Origin of the sequence: Edaphosphingomonas haloaromaticamans (assembly GCF_001853345.1) — a bacterium.
In the GTDB taxonomy this organism is placed as follows: Bacteria; Pseudomonadota; Alphaproteobacteria; order Sphingomonadales; family Sphingomonadaceae; genus Sphingomonas_E; species Sphingomonas_E fennica.
The window spans coordinates 1-13,245 of sequence record NZ_MIPT01000003.1; the positions used below are offsets into that span (position 1 = coordinate 1).

13 protein-coding genes are annotated in these 13,245 nt (G+C 63.5%); 2 read left to right on the forward strand and 11 right to left on the reverse strand.

What is annotated here, in order from left to right; genetic code table 11:
- Positions 1–227 precede the first annotated feature (227 nt).
- Together BHE75_RS22270 and BHE75_RS22275 are read right to left on the reverse strand one after the other, a co-directional pair.
- Positions 228–1,586 carry a hypothetical protein gene (locus tag BHE75_RS22270; protein ID WP_070936371.1) on the reverse strand — a complete coding sequence of 453 codons (1,359 nt, stop codon included), beginning with the start codon at positions 1,584–1,586 and terminating at the stop codon, positions 228–230.
- Entirely contained in the window at positions 1,583–2,188 is a 606-nt protein-coding gene (locus BHE75_RS22275; protein WP_026109404.1) for a recombinase family protein, read from the reverse strand. The genes BHE75_RS22270 and BHE75_RS22275 overlap by 4 nt, the downstream gene beginning before the upstream one ends.
- A gap of 147 nt (positions 2,189–2,335) precedes the next feature.
- Between BHE75_RS22275 and BHE75_RS22280 the strand changes: the two genes are divergently transcribed.
- Positions 2,336–5,266 (forward strand): Tn3 family transposase, encoded by a 2,931-nt coding sequence (locus BHE75_RS22280; protein ID WP_007683471.1) that lies wholly within the window; start codon positions 2,336–2,338, stop codon positions 5,264–5,266.
- A gap of 104 nt (positions 5,267–5,370) precedes the next feature.
- Positions 5,371–5,889, forward strand: a complete 519-nt coding sequence (locus BHE75_RS22285) for a tannase/feruloyl esterase family alpha/beta hydrolase (protein WP_084653585.1) — start codon at positions 5,371–5,373, stop codon at positions 5,887–5,889.
- 30 nt (positions 5,890–5,919) lie between these two features.
- On the opposite strand, the gene BHE75_RS22290 is transcribed toward BHE75_RS22285, so the two are convergent.
- Genes BHE75_RS22290 through BHE75_RS22330 form a run of 9 tightly spaced genes read right to left on the reverse strand, consistent with a single transcriptional unit; the run spans position 5,920 to position 13,210 of the window.
- Positions 5,920–6,273, reverse strand: coding sequence for a hypothetical protein (locus BHE75_RS22290; RefSeq protein WP_022676055.1), 354 nt, complete (start codon positions 6,271–6,273; stop codon positions 5,920–5,922).
- A gap of 27 nt (positions 6,274–6,300) precedes the next feature.
- Positions 6,301–7,506 (reverse strand): 3-oxoadipyl-CoA thiolase, encoded by a 1,206-nt coding sequence (gene pcaF, locus BHE75_RS22295; protein WP_022676054.1) that lies wholly within the window; start codon positions 7,504–7,506, stop codon positions 6,301–6,303.
- An 8-nt stretch (positions 7,507–7,514) separates the two neighbouring features.
- A complete protein-coding gene (gene pcaD, locus BHE75_RS22300) occupies positions 7,515–8,294 on the reverse strand; it encodes a 3-oxoadipate enol-lactonase (protein ID WP_022676053.1) in 780 nt (259 codons plus the stop codon).
- Entirely contained in the window at positions 8,294–8,956 is a 663-nt protein-coding gene (locus tag BHE75_RS22305) for a 3-oxoacid CoA-transferase subunit B (protein ID WP_022676052.1), read from the reverse strand. Before BHE75_RS22305 ends, pcaD begins: the two co-directional genes overlap by 1 nt.
- Complete coding sequence (locus BHE75_RS22310; protein ID WP_028657796.1) at positions 8,956–9,663, reverse strand: CoA transferase subunit A; 708 nt, start codon at positions 9,661–9,663, stop codon at positions 8,956–8,958. The genes BHE75_RS22305 and BHE75_RS22310 overlap by 1 nt, the downstream gene beginning before the upstream one ends.
- A 16-nt stretch (positions 9,664–9,679) precedes the next feature.
- The gene (gene benD, locus BHE75_RS22315; protein WP_022676050.1) at positions 9,680–10,471 is read right to left on the reverse strand and encodes a benzoate diol dehydrogenase BenD; all 792 of its coding nucleotides are present in this window, start codon (positions 10,469–10,471) and stop codon (positions 9,680–9,682) included.
- Positions 10,464–10,949 carry a benzoate 1,2-dioxygenase small subunit gene (gene benB, locus BHE75_RS22320; protein WP_022676049.1) on the reverse strand — a complete coding sequence of 162 codons (486 nt, stop codon included), beginning with the start codon at positions 10,947–10,949 and terminating at the stop codon, positions 10,464–10,466. The genes benD and benB overlap by 8 nt, the downstream gene beginning before the upstream one ends.
- The gene (locus BHE75_RS22325; protein WP_070936375.1) at positions 10,946–12,298 is read right to left on the reverse strand and encodes a Rieske 2Fe-2S domain-containing protein; all 1,353 of its coding nucleotides are present in this window, start codon (positions 12,296–12,298) and stop codon (positions 10,946–10,948) included. Before BHE75_RS22325 ends, benB begins: the two co-directional genes overlap by 4 nt.
- Positions 12,299–12,316: 18 nt before the next feature.
- A complete protein-coding gene (locus BHE75_RS22330) occupies positions 12,317–13,210 on the reverse strand; it encodes a dioxygenase (protein ID WP_022676047.1) in 894 nt (297 codons plus the stop codon).
- Between the last annotated feature and the right edge of the window lie 35 nt (positions 13,211–13,245).

Genomic DNA, 13,245 nt, shown 5'->3' on the forward strand with positions numbered 1-13,245 from the left:
CACCCTGGAAATGGCGCCACTTGAAATCCGTCATCGCTCCATCCGTTCAATCTCCGCCAAGCATGCTCAAGCTTCACGATTTTTGCAACAGAGCCGACCGATCTATGCGGAATGGACGTGGGACGGTGGCATTGGAAGTCCGATGTGGTCGATGTGGCGCACCGGAAGGCCTCTGTGCATTGTAGGGACACGGATTCACGGTAGGCATCGACGTCAGGGGTAGCGAACTATTTGCGCAGGTTCTCGATGCCAAGTTCGCGCCATATCCAAGTGAAGTCGTAGGTGGCCATCGGGTCGTTCGCGTCGAGTTGGCTGCTGCGGTTTTCGAGATGCTTGAGCCACCCGGCTACTCGGTGCCGGCCTGCGGCAGTTTGAACGGCTGCGCGCGGGGTGATGTCGCCGAGCATGCCGACGGGTTCATCGAGCGTCGCGCGGTACTGACGGTCGAGCATGGCATGGATGAGCGGGGTTGCAACCTCTGGCGCAATGGCGGGTGCCGGTGCGGATGATGTCAGCCCCTCGGCCCGCGCCGCCATGGCCTGTTCGACCGTCTCAATCGTGGTCAGCGGCGAGCCGACCAACCCGGCGAGCGCATCGTTGATAAGCGCGGTGCCGCGTTTCGCTCGCTCGGCCGAGGTGACGGCGAGCATCAGGGCGCGGCCTTTCAATTCGACATTGCCGAGCACCGGGGTGCCGTCCGCCATCGTCACACCCCACGCCATGCGCCCGGTGCTTTTCGCTTTTCCGTTCGGTTTCTCGCCCAGCCAGTTCCAAAAGTGCGTGGTTTCCCGCTGAAGCGCAGGGAGAGTATCAAGCCGCTCGCCGACCAGCGCCTGGGTCACGCCGCGTGCGAAGGGAAAGCGCACGCGGTGGAACATCACCTCCTCGCCATCACTGTTGTGCAGCGTGGGGATGGACGCCGGTCCCATGGTCCTGGGAACGACATCGAACAGCCATGCCGTGCTGATGAGGGCCGGAAGTGCAGCCAGATCGTCGGCGTCTAGGTTCAACGCGGTTTGCGGGCTGCGCTTGCCCTTCGAGCGCCGTAGATCGGCGACGATCGCCTCGGCCGCCTCCATAGTGAACGACAGCACGCCCCCCGACAGGAGGTGCTTGCCTCCGACCTGCACGACGCGGGCACCGATCCTGTCCCATTGCTTCAGCGTCTGCGAGGCGCTGCGCTCGGATACTCGAAGCGGCTCGCTGCCCTGGATCAGGTCACGCACAAGGAAGCCGCTCCCGGGCTCGACCTCGCTCACCTCGTGGAGGCTCATCACCGACGATCGGAGGGCACGCAGGTAGATTTTGGTCGGGCCGCTCTCGTTCCAGCCCCGGCGCCGAATATAGTCATCAACGATGTTCCGGTCCCCGGGTTCGATGGTGCGCGTGAGCAGATCCTCGAACGCGCATCCCCACAACACGCCGGCCCAATGATCGCCGACGATGTCCGCCAGCTCGTCCGCTTCGAAGTCGAACTCCTCCATCGCCAGCCCGAGATGATCGCCGAGCGCCTCGCCCAGATGCTCGCCCCAGGCCGGCGAGGTGGCGAACTTCATGACGCCGGACAGATCGTGACCACGCTTCATGCCTGTTCCCTCTGCTGCTGACTGAATTGCTGGCGGTGCGCGGCGACGATGCGCGAGACGGTGGGTTCGCTGACGCCGTAGAGCCGCGCCATCTCGGCACCGGACTTGCGGCCGGACGTGACGGACTCGGCGATTTCGCGGCGCTGCTTGTCGCCGAGCTTGGGCCGACGCCCGCCGATCCGTCCTTCTGCGCGAGCCTGGGCAAGGCCGGCGCTGGTACGCTCGCGGATCATGGCCCGCTCGAACTCGGCGAAGCTTCCCACCATCTGCATCATCATCCGCCCTGCCGCGGTGGTGGTGTCGATCGCCTCGGTCAGTGAGCGGAAGCCCGCGCCTGCCAGCTCGATCCGCTCCATGATGTGCAGCATATCCTTTAGGCTGCGCGACAGCCGGTCAAGCTTCCAGACGACGACGACGTCTCCGTCGCGCAACTGGCCGATCATCTCCAGAAGCTTGGGTCGGTCCCACCGCCCACCGCTGGCGGTCTCCTCGAACACCCGCTTGCAGCCGGCCGCATCGAGCGCGCGCCGCTGCGCGGCGTTCGACTGGTCGTCGCCCTTCGACACGCGGGCATAACCGATCAGATAGGGTTCGCGCGTCATCTGCGTCTCTTTCACAAACGGCCGTATCCGGAGGCCAGTGCGGCATGAACGGATTCCTGCGGCCTCTTGTCTTTCACAATCCTCTTTCAGAATCATGCCGAAAGGCAAGTGGTTTTTGGAGGTTCAAAGATGCCCGGACGGATTCCGATGACGACGCGGCAGCGCGCTGCCCTGCTGATGTTGCCCGACGACGAGGCGGCGATCGTGAAGCACTATAGTCTGTCAGGTGAGGACATGACCGCGATCGACACCGCGCGCACGCCCGCCACCCGACTCGGCTACGCCCTGCAGCTTTGTTGCCTGCGCTACCCGGGCCGGCATCTGCGCCACGGGGAACTGCTGCCTGCGGTCATGCTCGACCATATTGCCGAGCAGGTCGGGGTGGATGCAAAGGTCATAGCTGATTTCGCCAGACGCACGCCCACGCGCTACGATCAGCTCGCCGCGATCAAGACGCGCTTCGGCTTCAGCGATCTGAGCCGCCCGCACCGCGTGGAATTGCGGACATGGCTGACAAACGAGGCGGCGAGCATCATCGACGGACGCGCGCTGCTCGGCCGGCTTCTGGATGAGATGCGCGCGCGTCGGATCGTGATCCCGGGTGTCAGCGTCGTGGAGCGCATGGCGGCCGAGGCGATACATCAGGCGGAAACGGATCTCGTGGCCGCGATCGATGGCGGCCTTGGCCATGAGATGCGTCAGCAACTCGACGCGCTGATCGATGACAAGGTGCATGACCGGCAGAGCCGTCTGTCCTGGCTGCGCGAGCCAGAACCGCGTGTCGCATCCGCTTCGCTTTTGGAAATCGTCGAAAAGATCACGCTGATTCGTGGGACGGGCATATCGGCTTTCTCCCCTGATGTTCGCCACGAACCGCGCCTGGGGCAATTCGCCCGGGAGGGTGTGCGCTACACGGCACAGGCTTTCCAGCAAATGCGCCCGGCCCGCAGGCGGGTCGTGCTGCTCGCGACGCTGCGCGAGCTGGAGGCGACACTGACCGATGCGGCGATCGATATGTTCATTGCGCTCGTGGGGCGGGCCCATCTGCGCGCCCGCAAACGGCTCGAACAGCGCGTGGCCGTTTCCGGCCGCGAGGGCCGCGAACGGATGTTACGCATCGCCAGGGTTCTGGAAGCGATCAGCCAGGCGGCCCGGGCTGGCGGCGATGTCGCCGCGGCGGTCGATGCCGTGGCATCCCTCGACATCATCGACGCCGACGCCGCTATCATCCGACGTACCGCCTCACCGCACCGGAACGAGGTTCTGGACGAGATCGCGGCGGAATATCGCGCCTTCAAGCGGATGGGGCCGTCGTTCGTGCGCGCTTTTGATTTCCAGGGCCGGGCCGGAATGCAGCCGTTGCGCGATGCGATGGCGATCCTCGCCGATCTCGACGGAGACTGGCGCAGGGCGTTGCCCGATGACGTGCCGCTTGGCCATGTCGAGCACCGCTGGCGTCGGCATGTCATGACCGCAGGCGGGATCGATCGCACCCATTGGGAGATGGCGACTTACAGCGCGCTTTCCAATGCTTTGGCATCCGGTGGTATCTGGGTGCCGACCGCGCGCGTCCATCGCGCGCTCAGTGTGCTGCTTGCCCCACCGGCCAGCCCCGTACCGAAGCCCGCTTTCTCGCTCGGCGATCCGCACGCCTGGCTCGACGAGAGGGCGGCAAGGCTTGATAGCGCCCTGCGCGAGGTCGCCCGCGATCTGGACAAACGCGATCCCCCCCTTTTTGCCGGCGAGCGGCTGCGGTTTCCGAAAGACCCCAAAGAAGACCCTGGTCAGGATGAAGGGCGGCAACTTGCGCTCACCTGCTACGGCATGGTGCCTGCCACCCGTATCACGGATGTGCTGTCGCAGGTTCAACGATGGACCGGCTTCATCCAGCATTTCGGCCATGTCTCGACCGGTCTGCCTCCCGCCGACGAACGCGCCTTTCTTGCCACCTTGATCGCGGAGGCGACCAACCTTGGTCTGTCGCGCATGGCCGAAGTTTGCGGTGTCGCCTCGCGTCGCGCACTGTTGCGTATGCAGACGTGGCATATGCGCGAGGAAACGTTTCGCGCCGCGCTCGCCAGCCTGACCGACGCTATCCATGCCGAACCGCTCGCCGCCTGGTTTGGTTCGGGGCATCGCGCATCGGCCGATGGGCAGGCTTATTATCTCGGCGGTGCCGGCGAAGCCGGAGGAACGGTCAACGCACATTACGGTCGCGACCCCGTGGTCAAGATCTACACCACCATCACCGATCGATACGCACCGCTTCATCAGACGGTCATCGCCGGGACGGCGGGCGAGGCGATCCACGCACTCGACGGCATCCTCGGCCACGAAAGCAGCGCGGACATCACCGCCCTCCACACCGATGGTGGCGGCGTCTCCGATATCGTGTTCGCCGTCATGCATTTGCTCGGCCTCGATTTCGAGCCGCGCATTCCGCGCCTGTCGGATCGACAACTCTATGGTTTCGAGCCCGCGCGGCGCTATGGTCGGCTCGCACCGCTGTTCGGGCGCCGCCTCGGTCGGGACCTGATCGTCAGCCATTGGGCCGAAATTGCGGAGGTCATCGCGGCGATGCGCGACCGCACTGTCACACCGTCGCTGATTTTGAAGAAGCTGTCCGCCTATCGTCAACAAAACAGTCTTGCTGCGGCACTTCGGGAGGTCGGACGGATCGAGCGCACACTGTTCACGCTGCGCTGGTTCGACGACACCGATCTGCGCCGGACGGTCACCGCCGAACTCAACAAGGGCGAGGCACGCAACAGCCTGGCCCGCGCTGTCGCCTTCCATCGGCTCGGGCGGTTTCGCGACCGTGGCCTGGAGAACCAGCAGACCCGCGCGGCAGCGCTCAACCTCGTCACGGCCGCCATCATTCTTTTCAACTGCCGCTATCTCGGTCGTGCCGTCGATGAACTGCGGCACCGCGGCACACCTGTCGATCCCGCCATGCTGTCCCGATTGTCGCCGCTGGGATGGGACCGCATCAATCTCACCGGCGATTATATCTGGTCCGAGAGCCTCGACCTCGATGCCGATGGCCTCATGCCGCTGCTCATCAAGCCGCTACCGTGAATCTGTGTCCGAATAATGTACAGAGGCCCGGAAGCGAGCAACTGCCCGCCTTCGACGTCGCGCTGGGCGGCGCTTCCCTGCCGACGGTGTTCTCAGTGCCGCCCATGAAGGTGGGTGTCTCTCCTGACGATATCCTGGCGACGCAACTGCGTTACCGGTTCCCGGGGTCAGAGGCAGCAATCTACAGCCGCGCAGGTCCGTTCCAAACGAGCGCCTGGCAGGACATCGCAATGCACTCGGCCAATCTCGATGGTTTTTTTGCGCACGGTGGCAAGCTGATGGTGCCACACGGTGTGTCGGATCCGGTGTTCTCGGTCATGGACACGCTGGCATGGCGCGACCGCGTCGTGCAGCGCTACGGCGCACGGACCGATGATGGTTTGCGCGTGTTCCCCGTTGCCGGCATGGCCCACTGCATGGGTGGGCCGGCGACGAGCCATTACGATGCCTTGGGTGCGCTGGTCGCCTGGGTGGAACAGCACAAGGCTCCGGACAGCCTGCTCGCCACGGCGGATGCGCACACGCCATGGCCGGGCCGCACGCGCCCTGTCTGCGCCTGGCCAAGGATCGCGCGCTATCGTGGCGGCGACCCCGAGCGTGCCGACAGCTTTGCCTGCGAATGATCGCCGACACGCCCAGACACCACTGCAGGATCAGCGAGTGAAACCGGAAAACGGCGTGAGATAGATCGCGCCGAAGCCGTCAAGCACTGCGCGCACTTCGGGCGTCGTCTCACCGTAGACGTAAAGCTTCTCGATCCGCACCAGCGCCAGGAATTGCTCAGCGAAGGGCGAGAAGGTCTGCTGTACATGAGGCAACAGGCCCTCGATGCGATAGCGCTCAACGATATGGACTTGCGTGCGGGCCTCATTGACCACGTACTCATACGTAAGCGTATCGGCTTCCTTTGCCGTCTCGGCCACGATCTTCGCGACAAGCTCCTTGAAAGCCGGAAAGTCAGCCGGTTCGATCGCGCAGTGATAGATGCTGTAAAGTTCGCCCTGCATCGCGGTTTTCCTTTGAATAACTTGAGATCAGACACGTTCGATAAGCAAAGCCAGCCCCTGGCCTACGCCGATGCACAGGAAAGCCAGACCATAACGCCCGCCGGTGCGCTGCAGCTCCTCCACCGCAGTCATAGTGATGCGTGCACCCGACATTCCGAGCGGATGGCCCAGTGCAATCGCGCCGCCATTGGGGTTGACGCGCGTGTCTGTCAGCGGATCGATCCCAAGATCGCGCAGCGTAGCAATTGCTTGGCTGGCAAAGGCTTCATTGAGTTCGATAACGTCCAGGTCGCCAACACCGAGCCCGGCGCGGGCGAGCACCTTACGCGCGGCTTCGATCGGGCCGGCTCCCATAACGCGCGGAGCAATCCCGGCGGCCGCCATGCCAATGATGCGTGCGCGCGGTGTCAGCCCGTTGGCCTTGGCAGCGGCGTCCGAAGCAATGATCATCGCAGCGGCGCCATCGTTCAGGCCCGAGGCATTGCCCGCCGTCACGGTTCCATCAGCACGCACGACCGGCTTGAGCTTGGCCAGCGCCTCAAGGCTCGTCGCGCGCGGATGCTCGTCACGTTCGAACAGCTTGGGCGGTGCCTTGCCTTGCGGAACCTCGACCGGCTCGATCTCCACGTCGAAACGGCCCGATGCGATGGCCGCAGCAGCCTTTTCCTGGCTTGCCAGCGCAAAGCGATCCTGATCCTCGCGGCTCACCTGCCACTGGTCGGCGACGTTCTCGCCGGTCTGCGGCATCGTGTCGACGCCATAAGCTGCCTTCATCGCCGGATTGATGAAGCGCCAGCCAAGTGTAGTGTCCTCGATCTTCTGGGCCCGGTCGAAGGCACTTCCTGCCTTGCCCATGACGTAAGGCGCGCGAGTCATGCTCTCGACGCCGCCGGCCACCATCAGGTCGGCATCGCCCGAGCGGATTGCCTGCGCAGCAATGCCGACGGCATTCAGCCCCGACGCGCAGAGGCGATTAACGGTGACGCCCGGAACCGTTTCCGGCAGCCCGGCTAGAAGCACAGCCATGCGCGCGACGTTACGGTTGTCTTCTCCCGACTGGTTGGCGCAGCCGAGGATTACATCATCCACCTGTGCCCAATCGAGGTCCGGATTGCGCTTTGCCAATGCGCGAAGGGGCAGCGCGGCCAGGTCGTCGGCGCGCACGCTGGCCAGCGATCCGTTGAGCTTCCCGACAGGGGTGCGGATGGCATCACAGATGAAAGCGTCGGTCATCGAGCGGTTCAATCCTTCAGAAATTCGAGCATGGTCTCGGCCAGAAGCCGCGGCGCCTCAAGCGGCGCGAGGTGCGCAGCGGGCAAGGCCGCGTGGTTTGCTCCGGGAATCTGGGCAAGCAGGTATTCACCGTGGCCTTCAAAGGGCGTGGAGGTGTCACGGTCGCCCGTCACTACCAGCGTCGGACAGCCGATCTGGCCAATCCGTGATGCGAGATCCATATCGCGGATGGCTGCCGCGCATCCGGCGTACCCCGAAGCTGCCATATTCACCAGCTGGCGGCGGATCGTCTGCGCCACTGCAGGCTCGGCGGCAATGAATTCGGGTGAAAGGAACCGCCCCATGGCCAGATCGACGATAGCGGCCATGCCTTCGCCGCGCACCTTTGCCACGCGGTCGCTCCACGCGGTCTTGTCCATCTTAGCCGAAGTGCAGACCAAAGACAGCGCGGCGACGCGATCGGGCCGTGCGAGCGCCATTTCCATCGCAATCATTCCGCCCAGCGATACACCCGCCACCGCTGCAACTGTGATCCCGGCGCCATCCATGGCGCCAAAGATGTCCGCAGCAAGGCCTGCCATGGCGTAGTCCTCGTCTGCGACATCCGATGCACCATGCCCCCGCGTGTCAACGCGCAGGAGCCGGTGGCTTTGCCGCAGCAGCGGTAGCGCGCCGTCCCACAAGTCCATGTCCGTGCCGATGGAATTGAGCAGAACCAGCGCGGGCACATCGTCACGCCCTTCGAGCTTCCAATAGACGCGCTTTCCCTCTTCCCCGCTGAAAGGCATCAGCCCTGCGCCCCTTCGACAAAGGCCGAAACATCGAGCGGTGCGCCGGTCTTGGCGACGACCTCGGCAACTGTAACCCCCGGCGCCAGTTCGACGAGCGTCAGTCCGCCCGCCTTGCGGTCAACCGCAATGACAGCGAGGTCCGAGACGATCAGGTCCACCACCCGCCGCCCGGTCAGCGGCAGGCTGCACGCCTCGAGAATCTTGGGCGCACCGGACTTTGACACGTGGTCCATCACGACGACAATGCGCTTGACCCCGGCGACGAGGTCCATTGCCCCGCCCATGCCCTTCACCATCTTGCCGGGAATGGTCCAGTTGGCGAGGTCGCCGTTTGCGGCAACTTCCATCGCGCCCAATACGGCCATGTCGATATGACCGCCCCGGATCATCGCGAAGCTGTCGGCCGAAGAGAAGAAGCTCGACGTGGGCAGCGCGGTGATGGTCTGCTTGCCCGCGTTGATCAGGTCCGGATCGGCCTCGCCATCATAAGGGAAAGGGCCGATGCCGAGCATGCCATTCTCGCTCTGCAGCGTAACCTTGATGCCTTCGGGCACGTGGTTAGCCACCAGCGTCGGTATGCCGATGCCAAGGTTGACGTAGTCGCCATCGCGCAATTCCTGCGCGGCGCGCGCGGCCATCTGGTCACGATTCCACCGCATCAGGCGCTCTCCCTTTCGCGTACGGTCAGCTTTTCGATGCGCTTTTCATTGATCGTCGAAAGCACGATGCGGTCGACGTAGATGCCGGGTGTATGGATGCAGTCGGGGTCGAATGTACCTGCGGGCACGATCTCCTCGACTTCGACCACCGTTACTTTGGCCGCCGTTGCCATGTTCGGGTTGAAGTTGCGCGCAGTGCGCCGGTACATGAGGTTGCCCTCGGGGTCGGCACGCCACGCCTTGATGATGGCAAGATCGGCGCGCAGCCAATTCTCGCGCACATATTCCTCGCCTTCGAACACCTCGACCGGCTTGCCCTCAGCGACGACCGTGCCTACGCCGGTGCGGGTATAGAACGCCGGAATCCCCGCGCCCCCCGCCCGGATGCGCTCTGCCAGCGTCCCCTGCGGCGTCAGCTCGAGTTCAAGTTCGCCCGACAGGTACTGCTCCTCGAACAGCTTGTTCTCGCCCACATAGGACGAGATCATCTTCTTCACTTGGCGGCTCTTCAACAGCATCCACAGGCCGAAGCCATCGGCGCCAGCATTGTTGGAAATGACCGTTAGGTCCTTCACGCCCGCCGCGCGGATTTCGGGAATCAGGCTTTCCGGATTGCCGGACAGGCCGAACCCGCCAGACATCACGGTCATCCCGTCGAACAGCACGCCGTCCAGCGCCGCCGCGGGACTTGAATAAATCTTGGACATTGGTTGGCCCTTGCGTTCAGCCCAGGTCACCGCCCGCAACGGGCAGGATGGTTCCGGTTATGTAGCTTGCCTCGTCCGAGGCCAGGAAAAGGATTGGTGCGATCTGTTCGTCCAGGGTGCCATAGCGCTTGAAGAACGTTGATCCCGTCACCTGTTCGACCGCCTGCGCCATCCACGCCTGTTCCTGCGCATTGTCGCCGGCGGCATTTCGCGGCACCCTGCGCGGCGGTGCGCTGGTTCCCCCCGGCGCAGTCGCCACGACGCGGATACCTTGTTCGCCATATTCCATCGCCAAGCTCTGCGTCAGCGCGTTGATCCCCCCCTTGGCCGCCGAATAGGGACCGCGCCGGATGCCGCGCGTGGCATTGGACGATACGTTAACAATGGTGCCCGAACCTTGCGCCAGCATCGCGGGCAGCGCCGCATGGCAGCCATAAAGCGTCGGCATGAGCGAGCGGCGGATTTCCGCGTCGATCTGCTCGGGCGTGAACTCGGCAAAGGGCCGCATGCGGATAGCACCGCCGACATTATTGATGAGAATGTCGATCCGGCCGAAATGGGCAACAGCCTCTGCCATGGCCGCTGCTGCGCCTTCATGCGTTTCGAGATCCGTCACGAATGCCCGCGCCGATAGCCCGATTTCGGCGGCCACGTCGGCAACGAATTCGGCCCGGTCGACCAACAGGACCTGCGCGCCCTCTGCCGCGGCCCGCAGCGCCACACCGCGTCCGATGCCCTGCGCAGCGCCAGTCACGACCATCACCCTGCCGGCAAACCGCCCCGCGAAATGCGCCACCGGATCAGACATGATAGACGTCGATCACCTGGTTGATGTAGTCGTTCTTGAGCACGATCTTCTTCGCCGAAATCTTCAGTTCGCCGCCGACCCGGCGCAACGTGCAAAAGGTCGCACCAAAGAACTGGCTGGTCATCTTGAAGCGATGGCTGAGCGTATGCCAGTTGTAACGCACATCAAGCTCGTCGCCGCGATCGTCCATCAGTTCGATGTTGGCGATCATGTGCGTGGTGCGCGGTTCCGGCGTGCTCGCGCTCGAACGCTCGGTCTCGAGCCGGTACACGCGATCTTCCAGACCTTGCCTGTTCGCGTAATAGATCAGCGAAATCTGGCTCTGCGGATCGGTGACGAGTTCGTCGTCGTCGGTCCACGCCGGCATCCAGTAAGTGCAGTCAGGCGTGTAGCATTCGAGCCACGCGTCCCATTGCCGGTCGTCGAGCAGGCGCACCTCGCGATTGAGGAAAGCGGTAACTTCAATGAGCACGCTCACGCCATTTCCTCCGCCCGCTGGTCACTCTGCGCAAGGCCATCAAGCAGGGCCTTGGCCCAGTATTCGTGCTGACGGACGAACAGACCCTCGTCCTCGCTGCGCTCGCTGCTCAGCAGCGGATTCATGCCCATCTCGCGCGCATTCTCGTCGGGTCCGTTGATCCAGCGCTTAGCACCACGACTGAGGTCGTTCCACAATTCGCCCGCGCCCGCATAGGAGGCCTGGCACGTGCGGAACTCCTCCAGATCATCGGGTGTGCCCATGCCGGAGACGTTGAAGAAATCCTCGTACTGGCGGATGCGGATAGCGCGCAGTTCGGCGCTCTCGCCCTTCGGCGCAAAACAGTAGATCGTCACTTCGGTGTGATTGACATCGATCGGTCGCACCACGCGGATCTGCGTGGAGAACTGGTCCATCAGGAAGACGTTGGGATAGAGCGCCAGATTGCGGCTCTGCTCGACGATGAAACGCGTGCGCTCCTTGCCGAGCCGCTTCTCAAGTTCTTCCTTGTGCGACCAGACGGGCCGCACCTCGGGATTGAGCACCTTGGTCCACAGCAGGATATGCCCGTTGTCGAAGCCGTAGACTCCGCTTACGGCCTTGGACCAGCCGTTGGCATCGACCGCCTTGGTGCCGCCTTCGGCGCGCCGCCCCATGGTCTTGGCGTAGTTGTAGTGCACCGAGCTGACGTGGTAGCCGTCGCAACCGTTCTCCATTTGCAGCTTCCAGTTGCCCTCGAAGACGTATGACGAACTTCCCGCCAGAACCTCGATGCCATCTGGTGCTTGGTCGACAATCTGATCGATGATCACTCGCGTCTCGCCGAGGTATTTGTCGAGCGGCCCAACATCGGGATTGACGCTACCGAACAGAAATCCGCGGTAGCTTTCAAAGCGGGCAAGGCGGGCGAGGTCGTGCGACCCGTCCTGATTGAACGAAGCGGGATAGGCGCCCGAGCTCTCGTCCTTGGCCTTCAGCAGCTTGCCGTCATTGGTGAAGCTCCAGCCGTGGAACGGGCAGACCATGACGCGCCCGTTGCCCCGCTTGCGCCGACACAGCATCGCGCCGCGATGCGAGCAGGCGTTGATGAAGGCGTTGAGTGCGCCATCCTTTGTACGAGTGATGACCACGGGGGTCCGTCCAACCGTCACCGAGAACCAGTCGTTTGTCGACGGGATCTGGCTCTCGTGCGCGAGATAGACCCAGTTGCCCTCGAAGATGTGCTTCATTTCGAGTTCATAGAGATCAGGGTCGGTAAAGATGTCGCGGCGGCAGCGGAACTGCCCGGTATCCGCGTCATCGACAACGGCCGTTTCAATGCGATTCCTGATGGCACCGGACATCGTCATTTCTCCCAGATTCTTGCGTCAGACTTCAAGGCGCGCGCGGGTGGAAAACTTCTCATCTTCCTGGTCCACGGCACGCTGCATCTCGAAGTCGAACGTGATCGAGGCACTGTCGCCTTGACGCATGGGCACGGGCAGCAGGCCTGCGCGCGTGCCGAACGCAAAGTCGTCATGCGCGAACGGATCGTCTCCAAAGTTGATCTGCGTGGTCAGCTGGCGGTAGCCCGGCGCTTCGATGAAGAAGTGGACGTGGGCCGGGCGGTTTCCGTGACGGCCAACGGCCTTCATGAGAACGTCGGTCGCCCCACCGGGGGGCACGCTGTAGCCCTTGGGCATCTTCGAACGGAATGCATAGCGACCGTCGTCGCCTAGCTTTATGCGACGGCGATTGTTGAACGGCGTCTGCTCCTTCGTCGGGTCGAAGTGCGAGTACCAGCCCTGCGAGTCCGCATGCCACACGTGCATGATAGCATTCCGCACCGGCTCGCCATCGGGGCCACGCACCTGACCCGTCATGTACAGGCTGGTGGTGTCATCGGGATCAACGGTGAGGTTGACGTCCGGCCCTTCGACCAAAGGCGCGCCTGCAACATAAAGTGGGCCTTCGATGGTCCGCGGCGTACCGCCGGCAAGACCTGCCTCGGCATCCTTGGCGTCCATGTAGAGGTCCATGAAGTGCTCGAGGCCGATGCCCGGAACGATCAGCCCGATCTCGCCGGCGCTGTCCTGCAAGTATTTGACCGCGCCCCAGAACTCGCTCTCGGTCACGTCGTGACGCACGATCACGCGCGCAGTCGCCTCCAGCAGATCGCGCATGATGGCTTTGAGGCGGGCATCGCCACCATCACCGTCAAGGCCTGCCGCACGGTCGAGCAGGTTTCGGATCGGAGCGGAATCAACGAATGATTCTTGCATGACGTCAATCTCCCAAGATACTGTTTCAATTACCT

Bases quoted from the DNA above. Each gene is read 5' to 3' on its own strand.
- BHE75_RS22270 (WP_070936371.1), bottom strand. From the start codon at position 1,586: ATGAAGCGTGGTCACGATCTGTCCGGCGTCATGAAGTTCGCCACCTCG.
- BHE75_RS22275 (WP_026109404.1), bottom strand. From the start codon at position 2,188: ATGACGCGCGAACCCTATCTGATCGGTTATGCCCGCGTGTCGAAGGGC.
- BHE75_RS22280 (WP_007683471.1), top strand. From the start codon at position 2,336: ATGACGACGCGGCAGCGCGCTGCCCTGCTGATGTTGCCCGACGACGAG.
- BHE75_RS22285 (WP_084653585.1), top strand. From the start codon at position 5,371: ATGAAGGTGGGTGTCTCTCCTGACGATATCCTGGCGACGCAACTGCGT.
- BHE75_RS22290 (WP_022676055.1), bottom strand. From the start codon at position 6,273: ATGCAGGGCGAACTTTACAGCATCTATCACTGCGCGATCGAACCGGCT.
- pcaF (WP_022676054.1), bottom strand. From the start codon at position 7,506: ATGACCGACGCTTTCATCTGTGATGCCATCCGCACCCCTGTCGGGAAG.
- pcaD (WP_022676053.1), bottom strand. From the start codon at position 8,294: ATGCCTTTCAGCGGGGAAGAGGGAAAGCGCGTCTATTGGAAGCTCGAA.
- BHE75_RS22305 (WP_022676052.1), bottom strand. From the start codon at position 8,956: ATGCGGTGGAATCGTGACCAGATGGCCGCGCGCGCCGCGCAGGAATTG.
- BHE75_RS22310 (WP_028657796.1), bottom strand. From the start codon at position 9,663: ATGTCCAAGATTTATTCAAGTCCCGCGGCGGCGCTGGACGGCGTGCTG.
- benD (WP_022676050.1), bottom strand. From the start codon at position 10,471: ATGTCTGATCCGGTGGCGCATTTCGCGGGGCGGTTTGCCGGCAGGGTG.
- BHE75_RS22325 (WP_070936375.1), bottom strand. From the start codon at position 12,298: ATGACGATGTCCGGTGCCATCAGGAATCGCATTGAAACGGCCGTTGTC.
- BHE75_RS22330 (WP_022676047.1), bottom strand. From the start codon at position 13,210: ATGCAAGAATCATTCGTTGATTCCGCTCCGATCCGAAACCTGCTCGAC.